This window comes from Dactylosporangium sp. NPDC000244 (assembly GCF_040300725.1).
Lineage (GTDB): Bacteria > Actinomycetota > Actinomycetes > Mycobacteriales > Micromonosporaceae > Dactylosporangium.
In genome coordinates, this window is sequence record NZ_JBEPEH010000058.1 from 1 (window position 1) to 14,972 (window position 14,972).

13 protein-coding genes are annotated in these 14,972 nt (G+C 73.7%); 5 read left to right on the forward strand and 8 right to left on the reverse strand.

All coding sequences use genetic code 11. The features are described 5' to 3' along the window. On the forward strand, positions 1–693 hold a 693-nt coding region (locus ABT369_RS51550; RefSeq protein ID WP_502891936.1), incomplete at its 5' end, for a pectate lyase-like domain-containing protein. A gap of 50 nt (positions 694–743) precedes the next feature. On the opposite strand, the gene ABT369_RS51555 is transcribed toward ABT369_RS51550, so the two are convergent. Together ABT369_RS51555 and ABT369_RS51560 are read right to left on the reverse strand one after the other, a co-directional pair. Beyond that, positions 744–1,379: an acVLRF1 family peptidyl-tRNA hydrolase gene (locus ABT369_RS51555; protein WP_350624902.1), complete on the reverse strand. Its 636-nt coding sequence runs from the start codon at positions 1,377–1,379 to the stop codon at positions 744–746. Positions 1,380–1,400: 21 nt separating this feature from the next. Beyond that, positions 1,401–1,844: a DinB family protein gene (locus ABT369_RS51560; protein ID WP_350624904.1), complete on the reverse strand. Its 444-nt coding sequence runs from the start codon at positions 1,842–1,844 to the stop codon at positions 1,401–1,403. Between the two features lie 139 nt (positions 1,845–1,983). Between ABT369_RS51560 and ABT369_RS51565 the strand changes: the two genes are divergently transcribed. Next, positions 1,984–4,251 carry a putative bifunctional diguanylate cyclase/phosphodiesterase gene (locus tag ABT369_RS51565; protein WP_350624906.1) on the forward strand — a complete coding sequence of 756 codons (2,268 nt, stop codon included), beginning with the start codon at positions 1,984–1,986 and terminating at the stop codon, positions 4,249–4,251. A gap of 52 nt (positions 4,252–4,303) precedes the next feature. Here the strand turns inward: ABT369_RS51565 and ABT369_RS51570 are convergent, their stop codons facing one another. After that, complete coding sequence (locus tag ABT369_RS51570) at positions 4,304–4,762, reverse strand: Rieske (2Fe-2S) protein (protein WP_350624908.1); 459 nt, start codon at positions 4,760–4,762, stop codon at positions 4,304–4,306. A gap of 60 nt (positions 4,763–4,822) precedes the next feature. Beyond that, positions 4,823–5,287 carry a substrate-binding domain-containing protein gene (locus ABT369_RS51575; RefSeq protein WP_350624910.1) on the reverse strand — a complete coding sequence of 155 codons (465 nt, stop codon included), beginning with the start codon at positions 5,285–5,287 and terminating at the stop codon, positions 4,823–4,825. An 84-nt stretch (positions 5,288–5,371) separates the two neighbouring features. Between ABT369_RS51575 and ABT369_RS51580 the strand changes: the two genes are divergently transcribed. The 3 genes from ABT369_RS51580 to ABT369_RS51590 all read left to right on the forward strand — a co-directional run bounded on the left by ABT369_RS51580 (position 5,372) and on the right by ABT369_RS51590 (position 10,567). After that, on the forward strand, positions 5,372–9,154 hold the full coding sequence (locus ABT369_RS51580) for a glycoside hydrolase family 38 N-terminal domain-containing protein (RefSeq protein WP_350624912.1): 3,783 nt from the start codon (positions 5,372–5,374) through the stop codon (positions 9,152–9,154). Continuing rightward, positions 9,151–9,705 carry a DUF7158 domain-containing protein gene (locus ABT369_RS51585; protein WP_350624914.1) on the forward strand — a complete coding sequence of 185 codons (555 nt, stop codon included), beginning with the start codon at positions 9,151–9,153 and terminating at the stop codon, positions 9,703–9,705. Before ABT369_RS51580 ends, ABT369_RS51585 begins: the two co-directional genes overlap by 4 nt. 172 nt (positions 9,706–9,877) lie before the next feature. Then, positions 9,878–10,567, forward strand: coding sequence for a polysaccharide deacetylase family protein (locus ABT369_RS51590; RefSeq protein ID WP_350624916.1), 690 nt, complete (start codon positions 9,878–9,880; stop codon positions 10,565–10,567). Between the two features lie 8 nt (positions 10,568–10,575). Here ABT369_RS51590 and ABT369_RS51595 read toward each other — a convergent pair whose 3' ends face one another. From ABT369_RS51595 to ABT369_RS51610, 4 genes are all read right to left on the reverse strand, one after another. Continuing rightward, a complete protein-coding gene (locus ABT369_RS51595; RefSeq protein WP_350624918.1) occupies positions 10,576–11,961 on the reverse strand; it encodes a hypothetical protein in 1,386 nt (461 codons plus the stop codon). Continuing rightward, complete coding sequence (locus ABT369_RS51600; protein ID WP_350624920.1) at positions 11,958–12,446, reverse strand: SigE family RNA polymerase sigma factor; 489 nt, start codon at positions 12,444–12,446, stop codon at positions 11,958–11,960. The genes ABT369_RS51595 and ABT369_RS51600 overlap by 4 nt, the downstream gene beginning before the upstream one ends. 66 nt (positions 12,447–12,512) lie before the next feature. Then, positions 12,513–13,697, reverse strand: a complete 1,185-nt coding sequence (locus ABT369_RS51605; RefSeq protein WP_350624922.1) for an ROK family protein — start codon at positions 13,695–13,697, stop codon at positions 12,513–12,515. 128 nt (positions 13,698–13,825) lie between these two features. Further along, complete coding sequence (locus ABT369_RS51610; protein ID WP_350624924.1) at positions 13,826–14,944, reverse strand: substrate-binding domain-containing protein; 1,119 nt, start codon at positions 14,942–14,944, stop codon at positions 13,826–13,828. Positions 14,945–14,972 lie beyond the last annotated feature (28 nt).

A 14,972-nucleotide genomic window follows, 5' to 3' on the forward strand; every position in this document is an offset into this window, starting at 1 on the left:
GGCGTCAAGATCGCCAGCCTGCTCTTCGACGCCGGCCCGACGAACTCCCCGGCGCTGCTGCAGGTCGGCCCGAACGGCGCGACGGGCAACCACGCCGGTGCCCCGAACCTGATCTCCGACGTGTTCCTGCGCGTCGGCGGCGCGGGCGCGGCCAAGGTCACCAACGCGCTGATCGTGAACAACAACAACACGATCATCGACCACATCTGGGCCTGGCGCGCCGACCACGGCGCCGGAGCGGGCTGGACCTCCAACCCCTCCGACACCGGGCTCATCGTCAACGGCCAGAACGTGACCGCCTACGGCCTGTTCGTCGAGCACTTCGAGAAGTACAACGTCATCTGGAACGGCAACGGCGGCAAGACCATCTTCTTCCAGAACGAGCTGCCCTACGACCCGCCGTCGGCCGCCGCCTGGTCCCACGACGGGATCACCGGCTACGCCGCCTACAAGGTCGCCAACAATGTCACCTCGCACGAGGCGTGGGGCATGGGCAGCTACTGCGTCTTCACCAGCGACGAATCCATCGCCGCGTACCACTCCTACGAGACGCCGGTCAACGCCAACGTCAAGTTCCACAACATCCTGACCGTCTCCCTGGGCAAGGGCTCCATCACCCACGTCATCAACGACACCGGTGATGCCGCCCTGCCGAGCGCGGTCGTCCCGCACAACGTGATCAACTTCCCGTAGGACCGCACCGCAAACGGGCCGCCCGGCATCCCGCCGGGCGGCCCGTTCGTCTACGGCACCAGGTGGATGCGCACCTTGCGGGCCGTGACCGCGGCCTCCTCCAGGACGGTCAGGCGCGGCTCGGCGACCTCGAGCAGGTGCGGGTGGCGCAGCGCGGCCAGGGCGGCGAGGCGCCGGTCGGCCAGGATCGCGTCGACCATCCCGCGGTCGCCGCCGCAGACGAGCGCGGCGAGGCTCGCGACCTCGGGCAGCAGCACCCGCTCGGCGATGTCCGCGAACTTGCCGGCGACCGCGTCGGACTGGTTGTCGCGCCGGCGCGCGTAGCGCTGCTGGGACCAGCCGCCGGCGGCGGTGCGCCCGTGGACGTGGAACCGCTCGACCTTCGAGGACGTGATGGCCGTACCGTCGGCGATCCCGGCCGCCATCGCGCCCTTGCGGGCCAGGAGGAGCCCGATGCGGGGCGGGGAGGCGACCCCTCGCAGCAGCGCGTCGATGTCCTCGGCCGCGTCCAGGCCGGGGGGCGGGTGCAGGGTCGCCTTGTCGCCGTTGCTCGTGCCGGTCAGGGTCAGACCATCCTCGTCGGCGCCCTGATGCCGGCCGTAGAAGCCGTCCAGCCAGCCCCGAAGGCGCTCCGGGGAGATCTCCACCCAGCGACCGCCGCCGGCCGCCGGCTTGGCCGTCACCATGCGTCCGATCCTAGGCGACCATCATGCATCGCCCGCCATCGCTCGCGCATAGTAGGTCACCCCGGCGACGTGGTGGACGACCTCGCGCAGGGTCCACGTGTCCGGGCCGGGCCGCTCGTCCAGCGTCGCCTCCGGCAGGCCGTGCAGGCGGGCCCGGTACGAGACGGCGAGCCTCGTCAGCCGGCTGGTGGCCTCCTCGAGGTCGGTCTCGGTGAACCGCGCGAAGTCCGCGTGCGTGGTGACGGCGCGGCCGTGCCAGTGGTCGGGGAGCGGATCCAGCCCGGCGAGGCGGCACTCGATCTCGGCGAGGTGGTCGATGAGGTGGTCGGTGACCCGCCGCAGCGACTTGTGCGGCGTCCACGCGTTGCCGTCGAAGCGCACGGGGCGCCCGTCCCACCCGAGCCACGCCGCGGCCGTGCGCAGCACCTCGTCGACGGCGGCGTCGATGACGTTCACGAGTTCCATGCCGGGAAAACTAGCGGCGCGACCGTTCGGGCCCGGCCGAACCGACTCCCGCATTGTCAACGCTACGCGGATTCGGGGGCCATAGGGCGGGAATGTTCATGAACGGCGGCGCGGTGCCGATCTCGGCGGCGTGGAGAGGGTGGCGACCTGGCGACCGACGCGGCTGCTCATCGCGGCCGGGGCGCTCGCGGTCGTGGCCGAGATCTGGTTCGGGGTCGGGCTGCTGCACCCGACGCCGGAGCTGGTCAGCTGGGTGGCGGTGCCGCTCGCGGTCGGGCTCGCCGTGGCGGGCTGCCTGGGGGCCGCCGCCGCGGACGGGATCGCGCCCGGGGCGGCCCGGTTCTGGCGGCACGTCGCGATCGCGATGACCTTCATCGGGCTCGGCGGGATCAGCAACGGCGTCGACATGCTGCGCGGGATCGTGCAGCCGCAGCACGTCGGGCCGCTGACCGCGGGGATCTACGTCGCGGGGCTGGCGGTGCTGCTGTGGGCGATGCTGCGCATCCCCGGGGCGCGGCGGACCCGCGGGGAGTGGCTGCGCTTCGGGCTCGACTCGGCCACCGTCCTGGTCGCCGTCATGACCTTCGCGTGGCACTTCCTGCTCAGCGACTGGCAGGCGTGGTCCGGCGGCAACGCGACGGGGGCGCGGGCCGTGATGTCGCTGCTGGCCTGCGCGGCCGTGTGCGTCTTCGCGTTCGTGAAGATCGCGTTCACCGGGACCGGGCCGCTGGACCGGCGGGCGCTGTACCTGCTCGCCTCGGCCGGCGGGGTCGGGGCGCTCGGCGGGTCCCTGGCGCCGCTGCTGCAGTCGCGGCCCTACCTCAACGGCACGCCCATCATCCTGCCCGTCACGTGCCTCGTGCTGGGGCTGGCCGCGGACCGGCAGCGGCGCGCCGCCCGGGCGACCCCGCCGACGCCGGCGCGGCGGGAGCGGCCGGGATTCGTGTCCTACACGGCCGTCTCCGCCACCTGCGTGCTCCTGCTCGCCGACGCCTGGATGCGCGGCGGGGACATCCTCGGCGTCGCCGCCGGCACCGTCGTGCTGCTGGTGCTCGTGGCCTCGCGGCAGCTGACCGTGCTGCGCGACAACACCGGGCTCGTGCAGACGCTCGCCTGGCAGGCCACCCACGACTCGCTCACCGGGCTGGCCAACCGGCGCCTGCTCAGCCAGCACGTGGCCGGCGCGCTGACCGAGCAGGCGCGGATCGCGGTCGCGCTCGTGGACATCGACGACTTCAAGGCGATCAACGACGACCTCGGGCACGGGGCCGGCGACGCCCTGCTGCGCGCGGTGGCCGGGCGGCTCGATGAGCTGGTCGACCCCGGGTCGCTCGTGGCCCGGCTCGGCGGCGACGAGTACGCGCTGGTGTTCCCGGCCGCCGACGAGCCCGCGGCGCTGCGGTTCCTCGGCAACCTCGCCACCGGGTTGCGCCGCCCGCTCGACGCGTCCGGGCACGCCCTCGTGGTCGAGGCCAGCATCGGGGTCGCGGTCGGCGGCCCGGGCACCACGGCGGGGGAGCTGCTGCGGCGCGCGGACGTGGCCATGTACGCGGCCAAGGTGCAGGGCAAGGGCCGGCAGGTCGCCTACGACCCGGCGATGGACCAGCGCGGCGCCGAGCAGGCCCGGATCGCGGCCGAGCTGCGCACCGCCCTGGACACCGGCCAGCTGCGCGTGTTCTACCAGCCCATCGTGCGTCTCGACGACGGCTGCCCGGTCGGCGTGGAGGCGCTGGTGCGGTGGGTGCACCCCGAGCGCGGCCTGATCCGGCCGGACCTGTTCATCCCGGCCGCCGAGCGCACCGGCATGATCGTGCCCGTCGGGCAGTGGGTGCTGGCCGAGGCGTGCCGGCAGGCGGCCCGCTGGCGGCGCGAGCTCGGGCCGGAGGCGCTGCGGTACGTCTCCGTCAACGTCTCCCCCCGCCAGCTGCGCGAGTCCGGGTTCGCCGGGCGCCTGCGCGACGAGCTGCGCGCCGCGGGCCTGCCGCCGGCGTGCCTCATGGTCGAGGTCACCGAGACGGCGGTGTTCGACGGCGGCTCCGCGCTGGACGAGCTGCACGAGGTGAAGCGGCTGGGGGTGCAGGTCGCCCTCGACGACTTCGGCACCGGGCACTCCTCGCTGGGCCTGCTGCGCACCTGCCCGGTCGACGTGCTCAAGGTGGACAAGTCCTTCGTGGACAACGTGACCGAGGCCGGCGCCCGCTCGGTCATCGCCGAGGCGCTCATCGGCATCGCGGACGGGCTGCGGCTGCGCGCGGTCGCCGAGGGCGTCGAGACCGAGGCCCAGGCGCAGGCGCTGCGCCGGCTCGGCTACCAGTACGCGCAGGGCTATCTTTACGGCCGCCCGGTCCCGGCCGAGGAGCTCACGACGCTGGGCCAGGCCCCCGCCGGGCGGGTCGCGGCGCACTGACAGCGGCGGACTGACGGCGGCGGCCCGGGCGGGGGCCGCCGCCGTCGCCCGGTCAGTCGGGCAGACGCACGATCGAGGTCCCGTCGACCTCGCTCTTGAGCAGCTTCAGGCCCGTCGGGGTCGGGCCGTCGATCTTCGAGCCGTCGGTGATGCTGAACTTCGACTGGTGCGCGGGGCAGACCGCGATGCCGTTCTGCGGCGCGGTCACCAGGATTCCCTTGTGGGGGCAGGCGGCGTCGAACACCTTGAAAGTTCCACTCACCGGCTGCGTGATCAGCACGCCGTTGGCGACGATGCCACCGCCGACGGGCACCTGGGCGGTGTCCCCGACCGTGGTCTTCGCAGGGGCGGACGACTCGGCCGGGGCCGGCGGTGCCGCGGCCGGCGCCTTCGCGGTGGCGTCACTGTCGCCGCAGGCGGCCAGCAGGGCGGCGGCGCTCAGGCCGCCGAGACCGGCGAGCAGGGCCCGGCGGTGGGCGCACGGCAGCGTTTGCGCGGGTACTTCGGTCATTGCCACGATGTCCTCTCGGCGTGCGGGCACGGCACACCCCGCCACCACACTGTGGCGCGGCTAGTTGAGGGCTCGGCAATGATACATAGACATATAGAAGATTAACCAGAGTTGGCCGGCCAGCCGCCGCGCGCCCGTGCCGACCGAGGGGTCGCCGCCGATGTAGGCGATGCGGCGGTACCCCAGCCGCAGCAGCCGTCCCACGGCCATCCGGGCGCCGCCGCGGTTGTCCAGCACGACGGAGTCGGCCGCGACCCGCCCGGGCACGCGGTCGATGAACACGATCGGCGCCCAGCCGGCGAGCTCGTCGTGCGGCGCGCGCTGCGAATGGGAGGTCGGCACCACGAGCAGCCCGTCGACCCGCCGCCGCGGCACCAGGTCGTGCAGCAGCTCCCGCTCGGTGTCGAAGCTCTGCCGGGTGCTGCCCACCACGAGCATGTGCCGGTGTCGCCGGGCCACGTCCTCGGCGCCGCGGGTGATGCCGGACCAGAACGGGTTCGCCACGTCCTCGATGCCGTTCGGCATCGGTCGTGCTGATGTACTCGGTGTTGTCGAGGGTGTTCGGCGGGGCGTTCAGCCTCACCGGTGCGGTGAAGGGATAGGCACAGCATGCGCATCGAGTCCACCGAGCTGTTCATCGGCGACCGCCAGGTCGTGCGGGTGTCCGACGCCGACGGCCCGGCGACCGTCCGCGGCGACGGCGTCTTCGGGGAGGGCACGGGGGAGGTGCCGGTCAGCGTCGACGCCCCACCGGGGACGGTCATCCCCATCACGGTCGAGGCGGGCGGTGCGACCGGCCACGCCGATCTGGTGGTGGCCGAGCCCGGCTGGACCGTCTGGATGGTCTCGCACTTCCATTACGACCCGGTGTGGTGGAACACCCAGGCCGCATACACGGCCACCTGGGATCAGCCGGGTCTGCTGGGTGGGGAGTTCCGCGGCGACTTCCAGCGCACCGGCTTCGAACTCGTTCGGTTGCATCTGGAAACCGCGCGCCTGCACCCCGAATACAAGTTCGTCCTGGCCGAGCTGGACTACCTCAAGCCCTACTGGGACGCGTTCCCGCAGGACCGCGCCTACATCCGGCGCCTGCTCGCCGAGGGCCGGCTGGAGCTGGTCGGCGGCACCTACAACGAGCCGAACACCAACCTGACCCTGGCCGAGACCACGATCCGCAACTTCCGCTACGGCATCGGCTTCCAGCGCGACGTCGTCGGCGGCGACCCGCGCACCGCCTGGCAGCTCGACGCGTTCGGCCACGACCCGAACTTCCCGGGCCTGGCCGCCGCCGCGGGCCTGGACTCCTCGTCGTGGGCGCGCGGGCCGTTCCACCAGTGGGGCCCGATGCTGACCACGTACACGCCGGGCGAGCGCGGCTGGGGCGACCCGTCGACCATGCAGTTCGACGCCGAGTTCGAGTGGCTGTCGCCGAACGGGCTCGGCGTGCTCACCCACTACATGCCCGCCCACTACTCGGCCGGCTGGCACATCGACGGGCAGCCGACGCTGCAGGCCGCCGAGGACAACATCTACCGGCTCTTCCTGCTGCTGAAGAAGGTCGCCCGCACCCGCAACATCCTGCTGCCGGTCGGCACCGACTACAGCCCGCCGGCGAAGTGGGTCGTCGACATCCACCGCGACTGGAACGCCCGCTACACCTGGCCGCGGTTCGTGTGCGGGCTGCCGCGCGAGTTCTTCGCGGCCGTGCGTGCGCAGGCGAGCGGGTTCTCGCCGCAGACCCGGGACATGAACCCGATCTACACCGGCAAGGACGTGTCGTTCATCGACACCAAGCAGGCGCAGCGGCACACCGAGGCGCTGCTGACCGACGCCGAGATGTTCGCGACCCTGGCGGCACTCGGCGTTTTGCAAAAAGCGTTCCCGCACGAGCGGATCGACATGGCGTGGCGGCAGCTCGTCTTCGGCGCGCACCATGACGGGATCACGGGCTCGGAGTCCGATCAGGTGTACCTCGACCTGCTCACCGGCTGGCGCCAGGCCCACGACCTCGCCTCCGGGGTGCTGGACGAGTCCCTGGACGCGCTCGTCGCCGGGCTGCCCTCGGGGGACGGCCCGCGCCGGGTGGTGGTCTTCAACCCGTCCTCGTGGACCCGCACGGACATCGTGCGGGCCGAAGGCGTGCAGTTCCTCGCGACGGACGTGCCGGGCGTCGGCTACAAGACCTTTGAGCTGCCCACAGTGGACGGTTGGACGGCCCGGGAAGGTCTGACCATCGAGAACGAGGCCTTCCGCCTCACCGTCGATCCCGCGCGCGGCGGGACCGTCTCGTCCATGGTGGACCTGGCCGCCGGGCGGGAGCTGCTCGCGGCGGGGCGGGTCGGCAACGAACTGCTCGTGTACGACGAGTACCCGGCCCACCCGGAGGTGCACGAGGGGCCGTGGCACCTGCTGCCCAAGGGGCCGCCGGCGGTGGGCTCGGCGGACGCCCCGGCGCTGTCGGTGACCGTCGAGGCGGGGCCGGTGGGGGAGCGCGTCACGGTCACGGGGGCGGTCGGGCCGGCGCGGTACACCCAGATCCTGACCCTGTGGCGCGGCGTGCCCCGCCTGGACGTGCGCACCCGGCTCGACGAGTTCGCCGGCGCCGACCACCTCGTCCGCGTCCGCTGGCCCGCGGCGATCCCGGGCGCGCTCCCGGTCAGCGAGGTCGGCAACGCGGTGGTCGGCCGCGGCTTCGGCCTCATCGACACCGACGCCGGCCCGGCGCCCTGGACCCTCGACAACCCGGCGCAGCACTGGTTCGCGCTGTCCTCGACTGCGCGGGTCCGCGCCGGCGGGCACACCCGCGCGATCGGGGTCGCCGAGATCATCGGCGGCGGGCCGGCCGCGCGCGACCTGGCCCTGGCGCTCGTCCGGCGCGGGGTCACGGCCACCTGCTCGAGCGCCGAGGGCCCGCGCTACGGCTCCCTCGCCGTCGACTCCAACCTCCCCGACGTGCGTTTCCGCATCGAGGACGCCCCGGATGTACCGCGCCGCTGGCTCCCGGCCGAGCGCCCGCTGACCGAGGTGTGGACGCCGAACGCCGACCTGACCGGCCCCCGCGACCTGCCGGTGCTCGTCCTCGCCGCGGCCGAGGTCGCCGCGGTCTGTGCCGAGCTGGCGCAGACCGGCGCGATCACGGCCCCGGCGGCGGACGGGGACCCGGACCCGCAGCTGGAGGACTACACCGTCGGCATCGTGAACCGGGGGATGCCCGGCTTCGCCGTCGACCCCGGCGGCGCCCTGCACCTGTCGCTGATCCGCTCCTGCACCGGCTGGCCGTCCGGCGTGTGGATCGACCCGCCCCGCCGCACCGCGCCCGACGGGTCCACCTTCCAGCAGCAGCACTGGACGCACGAGTTCGACTACGCGATCGTGGCGGGCGCGGGGGACTGGCGGGCCGCGGGGCTGGTCGCCGCGGGGCACGCCGTCAACCACCCGCTGCACGCCCGGCTCGCCCCGCCCGGACCGCCCGCCGAGGAGCGGCTGGTCACCGTCTCACCGTCCACAGTGGTGCTCACGGCGCTGAAGCCGGCGGGCGACCCGCTCGCGTCCGGGCGCGTGCCCGGGCCGGTGTCGTCGATCCTGGCGCGGTACTACGAGTCCGCCGGCTCCCCGGCCGACGTCCACATCGGACTGCCGACCCCGGTGCTGTCGGCCCGCGCGGTGGACCTGCTGGAGCGCGACCGCCTGGACTCGTCCACATTGGATGGTGCCGGGATCGGCCAGATGCTCCTCGGCGTCGGCCGGTCGCTGCCCGCCGCCGTCGCCGCGCCGCAGGCCGCCTACTCGCGCTATTGGCTGCACAACACCGGCCCGGCGCCGATCGGGAACATGCCGCTGTCGGTCTTCGTGGACCCCGATCGCGTCACGGTGTCCTCGAGCCTGGTGGACGCCGGGGCTACGGGCACCGTCGAGCTGACCCCGCCGGACGGCTGGACGGTTTCGCCGCCGTCGCTGGACTTCGACCTTCCGCCCGGCGGCCACGCCGAGTTCCCGATCGCGGTCACCCCGCCGGCCGATCCCGCGCCGGGCCCGCATCGCCTCCGGGCCGCGCTGCCGTCCGGGGTCTACGACGTGGCCCGGCTGCCGGGCGGCGTCGACGAGGCGGTGTCCGGCACCCTGTCCCCGCCCGCGCTGCGCCTGCGCCGCGGCGACACCGCGGTGCTGCGGCTCGACACGTCCGCGCCGGACGCCGAGGTGCATCTGATCGGCCCGTGGCACACGTGGGAGCTCGTCCGCACCCCGGCCGTGCACGCGGGCGGGTCCACGGTGGAGTTCGCGGTGCGCGTGCCCGAGGGGCATCCGCCGGGCACCTGGTGGTTGCTGGCCCGGATCGCCGACGCCGGGGCGCTGTTCTACACCGAGCCCGTCACCGTGACGGTCGAGCCGTGATCGCCGCCCTGGTCGGTGACGTGCCCATCACGGTCGCCGACGTCGACGCGCGCCTGGCCGGCATGCGGGCCGGCCCGCTGGCGGCGCGGCTGCCCCACCCGGGCTCGGCCGAGGGCCGCAACCTGCGCCGGTGGCTCGTGCAGCTGCTGGCCGCCACCGCCGTCGTGGAGCAGGAGGCGCGCGACCTCGGCCTGCCCGCGGCCCCGCCCGCCGAGCCGCCGACCTTGCCGCCGACGCTGCCCAGGGCGCTGCGGCTCGGCGGGGTCGTGGCCGCCGTTCTCGCCGCCCGCCCGGACGTCTACGCGGCGGTGACCGCGGACGTGACGGTCGGCGAGGAGCGGGTGCGCGACTACTGGGACCGCAACCGGGACCGGCACCACGAGCCCTACGCGCAGTGCCGCGACGCCATCGCCGCCCTGCTGCTGCGCGAGGCGCGCGACCGGCACTTCACGCGCTGGCTGGACGAGCGCTGCGCGGCCCGGGTCCGGCTCATGCCCGGCTTCGAGCACCCGGGCGATCCGGCCCAGCCCGACTACACGCATCACCACTGACTGCGGGAAACCCGCAACCGGGGTGCGGGACGGCACCGAGGCCGGCCCGGGCGCCGCCCCCGAGACTTGGGCGGTGCGGTCACGTCTCCTGGCCCTCGTCGCCGTGTCACTGCTCGCGTCCGGGTGTGCAGCCCATGGCGGCGAACCCGCCCAGGGGCGGCCCGGTCCTTCGGTGACGGCCTCGAGGCCGGAGGTGCCCGGTGGATCCGGGCTCAGCTCGGCGCAGCTGGCCCGGATCCCGCACTTCGGCCCGGCGCCCGCGCCCAAGCCGGTCACGGTCCCGGCCGGCCCGTCCGCGGGGTGGTACAGCGCGATCCCGACCGACCAGCCCGTCGCGTTCATCACGATGGACGACGGCTGGACGAAGGACCCGCACGCGCTCGCGCTGCTCGAGGCCGCGCACGTGCCCGTCACGCTGTTCCTGGAGATCAACGCGATCAAGTCCGACCCCGGCTACTTCACCCAGCTGCAGCAGGCCGGCGCGGTCATCGAGGCGCACACGATCTCCCACCCCGACCTCAAGGGCAAGTCCTACGAGGTGCAGAAGCACGAGATCTGCGGCTCCGCCGACGAGCTGGGCCGCCTCTACGGTCGGCGGCCGCTGCTGTTCCGGCCGCCCTTCGGCGACAAGGACGCGACGACCCTGCGGGTGGTGCACGACTGCGGGATGAAGGCCGCGTTCTACTGGAAGGAGACGACGGACAAGGGCATCGTGCGCTACCAGGCCGGCCAGAAGGTCAAGGCGGGCGACATCGTGCTCATGCACTTCCGGCCCGCGTTCGTCGACGACTTCCTGGCCGTGCTCAACGCCATCGCCGGCGCCGGCCTCACGCCCGCGCTGCTGGAGGACTACGTGAGCTGAGGCACCGGTCAGTCCCAGTTCCAGAACGTCGGCTCGCCCACGGTGAACCACTGCGCGCCGACCGGCTCCGCGACCGTGGCCCGGGCGACGACGGCGCCGGACGCGTCCTGCGCCTCGATGCTCAGGCTCGCCGGCACCGGGGCCTCGACGACGCCCACGCCGCCGGTGAGGGTCAGCCGGTCGCGGCCGCCGACCTGGAGCCGGGTCGCGCCCGGCGGGGCGACCACGAGCAGCCGGTCCGACAGCGCCACGTCCTCGTCGTGCGGCAGCCGCACCACGACGAGCGCGTCGGACGCGGCGAGCGCCGTGGTCATCCGGGCCGTGGGGAAGTCCTTGATCTTCGCCGGCGGCGGCTCGCCGTGCACATAGCCGACCAGGATCGGATCGCCGGTGCCGGTGACCGCGCACACCTCGGCAGCGCCCTCGTTGAGGCCCCCGAGCATCCCCAGCATGACGACGGTAGGCCGGCGCTCGCCCGGCGGGGTACCGCCCCACAGCACCCGCCACGAGCGCACCTCCAGGCCGGGCACGCGCGGGCAGCTCGTCAGCGCCGCGGCGGTCGTCTCCGCGTCGGCGGTGCCGCGCTCGACCGGCGGCGGTGGCGTGACCGGATGCCGCGGGTCGGCGAAGGTGCGGTAGGCGAACGCGCGCACCGTGCCGGCGCAGGTGACCCGCCACAGATGGCCGGACGCCGGCAGCACCGTGAAGCCGCCGTGACTCGCCCAGGTGTGCTCGACGGTGCCGCCGGGCCGCACGGTGCTCGATTCGGCGACCTCCAGGTCGCAGCCGGGCGGCGCGAACGCGACCGAGTAGTCGCCGGGCAGGCCGACCGCCATGAACTCCGACAGGTCGCCGCCCGAGATGACCCGGCTGCGCGTGACGAGCTCGCGCACAGGCTCGCCGGCCGGGCCGGACGCCGCGTGGAACAGGGCCTCGTCGCTGTTGTAGAACGCCGCGCCCCACGCCCATTCGTCCCCGGCCCGGGCGAGGTACAACACCTTGACCCGGTCGAACCCGGCGGGGATGCGCAGCCGTGTGCGCGCGTCGTCCAGCGCGGTGCCCAGCTGTTCGACGAGGTCCGTGTCGCCGGCGAGGTCGCCGCGGGTCGGCGCGGCGATCATCTGGCGGGTCCACACGCTCAGCGGCCGCGTGGGCCGGAAGCCGGACGTGGCGTGGGTCGGCGTCGGGCTCGGCGCCGGGTTCGGGCTGCTCGCCGTGAGGGCCTGGGTGCCGAGCAGGGCGGCGACGACCACGGCCCCGATGCCCGCGCCGCCCCAGCGCCAGTGACCGCGACGGCGGCGGCGCAGGAGGCGGCCGTATGGGTCCGGCGCCGGGCGAACACCCGCGACCGAGCGCGCCATCTCCTCGCGGAGCCGCTCCTCCAGGGTGCTCATCGCTCGCTCCTCTGCGCGTCGCCCGACTCCAGCAGCACCCGCAGCCGCGCGAGCCCGCGCGACGCCTGGCTCTTCACCGTCCCGACCGAGCAGCCGAGCGCCTCGGCGGTCTCGGCCTCGGACAGGTCCTCCCAGTACCGCAGCACCAGCACCGCCCGCATCCGCTCCGGCAGCCGGGCCAGCTCCGCGACCAGCGCCGAGCGCTCGGCGAACGCGCCGGTGGGGTCGGGCCGCGCATCGTCGGGCGGCTCGGGGCTCAGCAGCTCCCGGCGCAGCGCCCGCCACCAGCTCGTGCGCTGGTTGACCATGGCCCGGCGCAGGTACGGCATCGGCTCCGCGATCCGCTCGAACCTCGGCATGATCTTGAGCAGGCAGGTCTGCACGAGGTCCTCGGCCGCGGGCGGCGAGCCCGTGAGCAGGTACGCGGTGTGCAGCAGCTCCGTGTACCGGACCCGCACGAACTGCTCGAAGCCATCACCCGGCACGCCTGCCGCCTCCCGTCGGACGCCGTCACAGCATGCACGCGGGAGCGGCTGGAAAGGTTGAGCGGGCTACGGGCGGCCGGCGAAAAGGGGGTCCGACAGCAGGGACTCGAACGCGAGCTCCGCCGCGCCGACCAGGGGAGCGTCGTCGCCGAGCTGGGGGGTGTGCAGCGCCACGTGGGCGCGGCACGCCGGCAGGGCCATCGTGAAGAGGCGGTTGTGCACGTGGTCGGCGCCGGTCAGGTACAACTCCCGCAGTGTGCCGCCGAAGACGACCACCGTCGGGTTGAAGATGTTCACGAGGTTGGCCACGCCGAAGCCGAGCCAGTCCGCCGCGTGGGCCACGGCCGCGCTCGCGTCCGGGTCGCCGGACCGGGCGGCGTGCACCGCGGCCGTCACCGCCGCGCCCGGGGTCGGGACCGGGCGGCCCGCGAGGTGCAGCAGGGCGCGCTCGCCGATCTCCGTCTCCCAGCAGCCGCGCGACCCGCAGCCGCACAGCCGGCCGGACGGGTTCACGACCATGTGGCCGACCTCGCCGCCGTGGCCGCCGTAGCCGGTGATGCGCCGGCCGCCGGCGATGATGCCCGCGCTGATGCCCGCGTCGCCGTGCAGGTAGATGACGTTGTCGGCGCCCGTCGCGGCGCCGCGGGTGTGCTCGGCCAGGGCGGCGAGGTCGGCGATGCCGCCCAGGAACGGGCCGGCCGAGGGGCCGAGCCGGGGCCGGAGGGCGGCCAGGCCGTGTGCGAGCTCGGATTCGATCGTTTCATCCGCCCAGCCGAGGTGGTGGCGCACCGATGTGGACACGGCGAGGCCGGAGCCGACGAGCACGGCGTCGGTGGGCGCGGTGCGCTGCATGTCGGCGACGAAGCCGGCCAGCGCGGCGATGGTCGGGGCGGGGTCGGGGCCGGGCGGGCGCTCGGCGGTGCGGCCGTCGAGGACCTTCCCGCCGAGCCCGACGCGGGCGGCCCGCAGACGGTCGAGCTCCAGGCTCAGCGCGTACCCGTACACGCGCGACGACCGCGGACGCACCACGATCGAGGGGCGGCCGGCGCGACCGGTCTCGTGCGGTACACCCTCGTCGACCAGACCGGCGGTGGCGAGATCGGCCGTGAGCGCGCCGATGGTGCTGCGATTCAGGCCGAGCCGGCTCGTCAGCTCGGCCCGCGACGTGGCGCCGCGGACGTGGATGTAGCGGAGCAGGGCCCCCAGGTTCTGCCGGCGCACCGACTCCTGCGGGCTGGTCGAGGAGGACACGCTTCACGCCTCCTGGCGCCGCCGCCGGCCGACTGGGTCCGGGCCGACGGGGCCTGTGTCTTGGCTGGAACGCGCGTGGGTCCCCGGAAAGGCGCTCCGGGGACCCACGACGCTGTTGCCGGTGTGTCTTACTTGGTGAGCGGGGACAGCTTCGGGTCGTTGGCGTAGGCCTCGGCCGCGTTCGCCTTGGTCACGATGACCGGCGGGAGCAGGTAGGACGGGACGACCTTGACACCGTTGTTGTAGGACTTGGTGTCGTTGATGGTCGGCTCGCCGCCGCCCTGGAGCGCCTTCACCATGTTGATGGTCTCGGCCACCAGCTTGCGGGTGTCCTTGTTGATCGTGGAGTACTGCTCGCCGGCCATGATGCTCTTGACCGACTCAACCTCGGAGTCCTGGCCGGTGACGACCGGGACCGGCTTGCCGGCGGCCTTCACCGAGGTGATGATCGCGCGGGCCAGGGTGTCGTTCGGGGAGAGGACGCCGTCCAGCGTCTTGTCGCCCTTGGCGTAGGTCGAGGTCATGATGGTGTCCATGCGCGACTGCGCACCCTCGGCCTTCCAGCCCTGGATGGCGGTCTGCTTGACGTCCTTCTGGCCGGAGCCGACGATCAGGTCGCCCTTGTCGATGAGCGGCTTGAGCACGTCCATGGCGCCGTTGAAGAAGACACCGGCGTTGTTGTCGTCCGGCGAACCGGAGAACAGCTCGATGGTCCACGGGCCGGTCGGCTTCTTGGCCTTCATGCCGTCCAGCAGGGCCTGGCCCTGCAGCTGGCCGACCTTGAAGTTGTCGAACGCGACGTAGTAGTCGAGGTCGGCGGTGCCGGTGATGAGCCGGTCGTAGGCGATGACGATCGCGCCGGAGTCCTTGGCCTGCTTGACCTGGGTGCCCAGCTGCGCGGCGTCGGTCGCGCCGATGACGATGACCTTCGCGCCCTTGGTGACCATCGAGGAGATCTGCGACTGCTGGTCGGCGACCGTGGTCGACGCACCGGCGTACTGCACGTCGGACTTGAAGCCCGCGTCCTTGAGGCCGTTGGTGAACAGGTCACCCGCGAGGACCCAGTTCTCCGAGGTCTTCGACGGCAGGGCCACGCCGATCAGCGCGTCCTTGGCGAAACCCTTGGCCGCGCCGCCGGAGGCGCCGGTGGACGAGTCGTCGCGGTCGCTGCTGCCGCACGCGGCGGTGCTCAGCGCAACCAGCGCGACGGCGCTGACCGCGAGGCTCCTGGTGAGGAACTTGCGCATGGCTTGTAAAGCCCTTTCTTTCGGGATG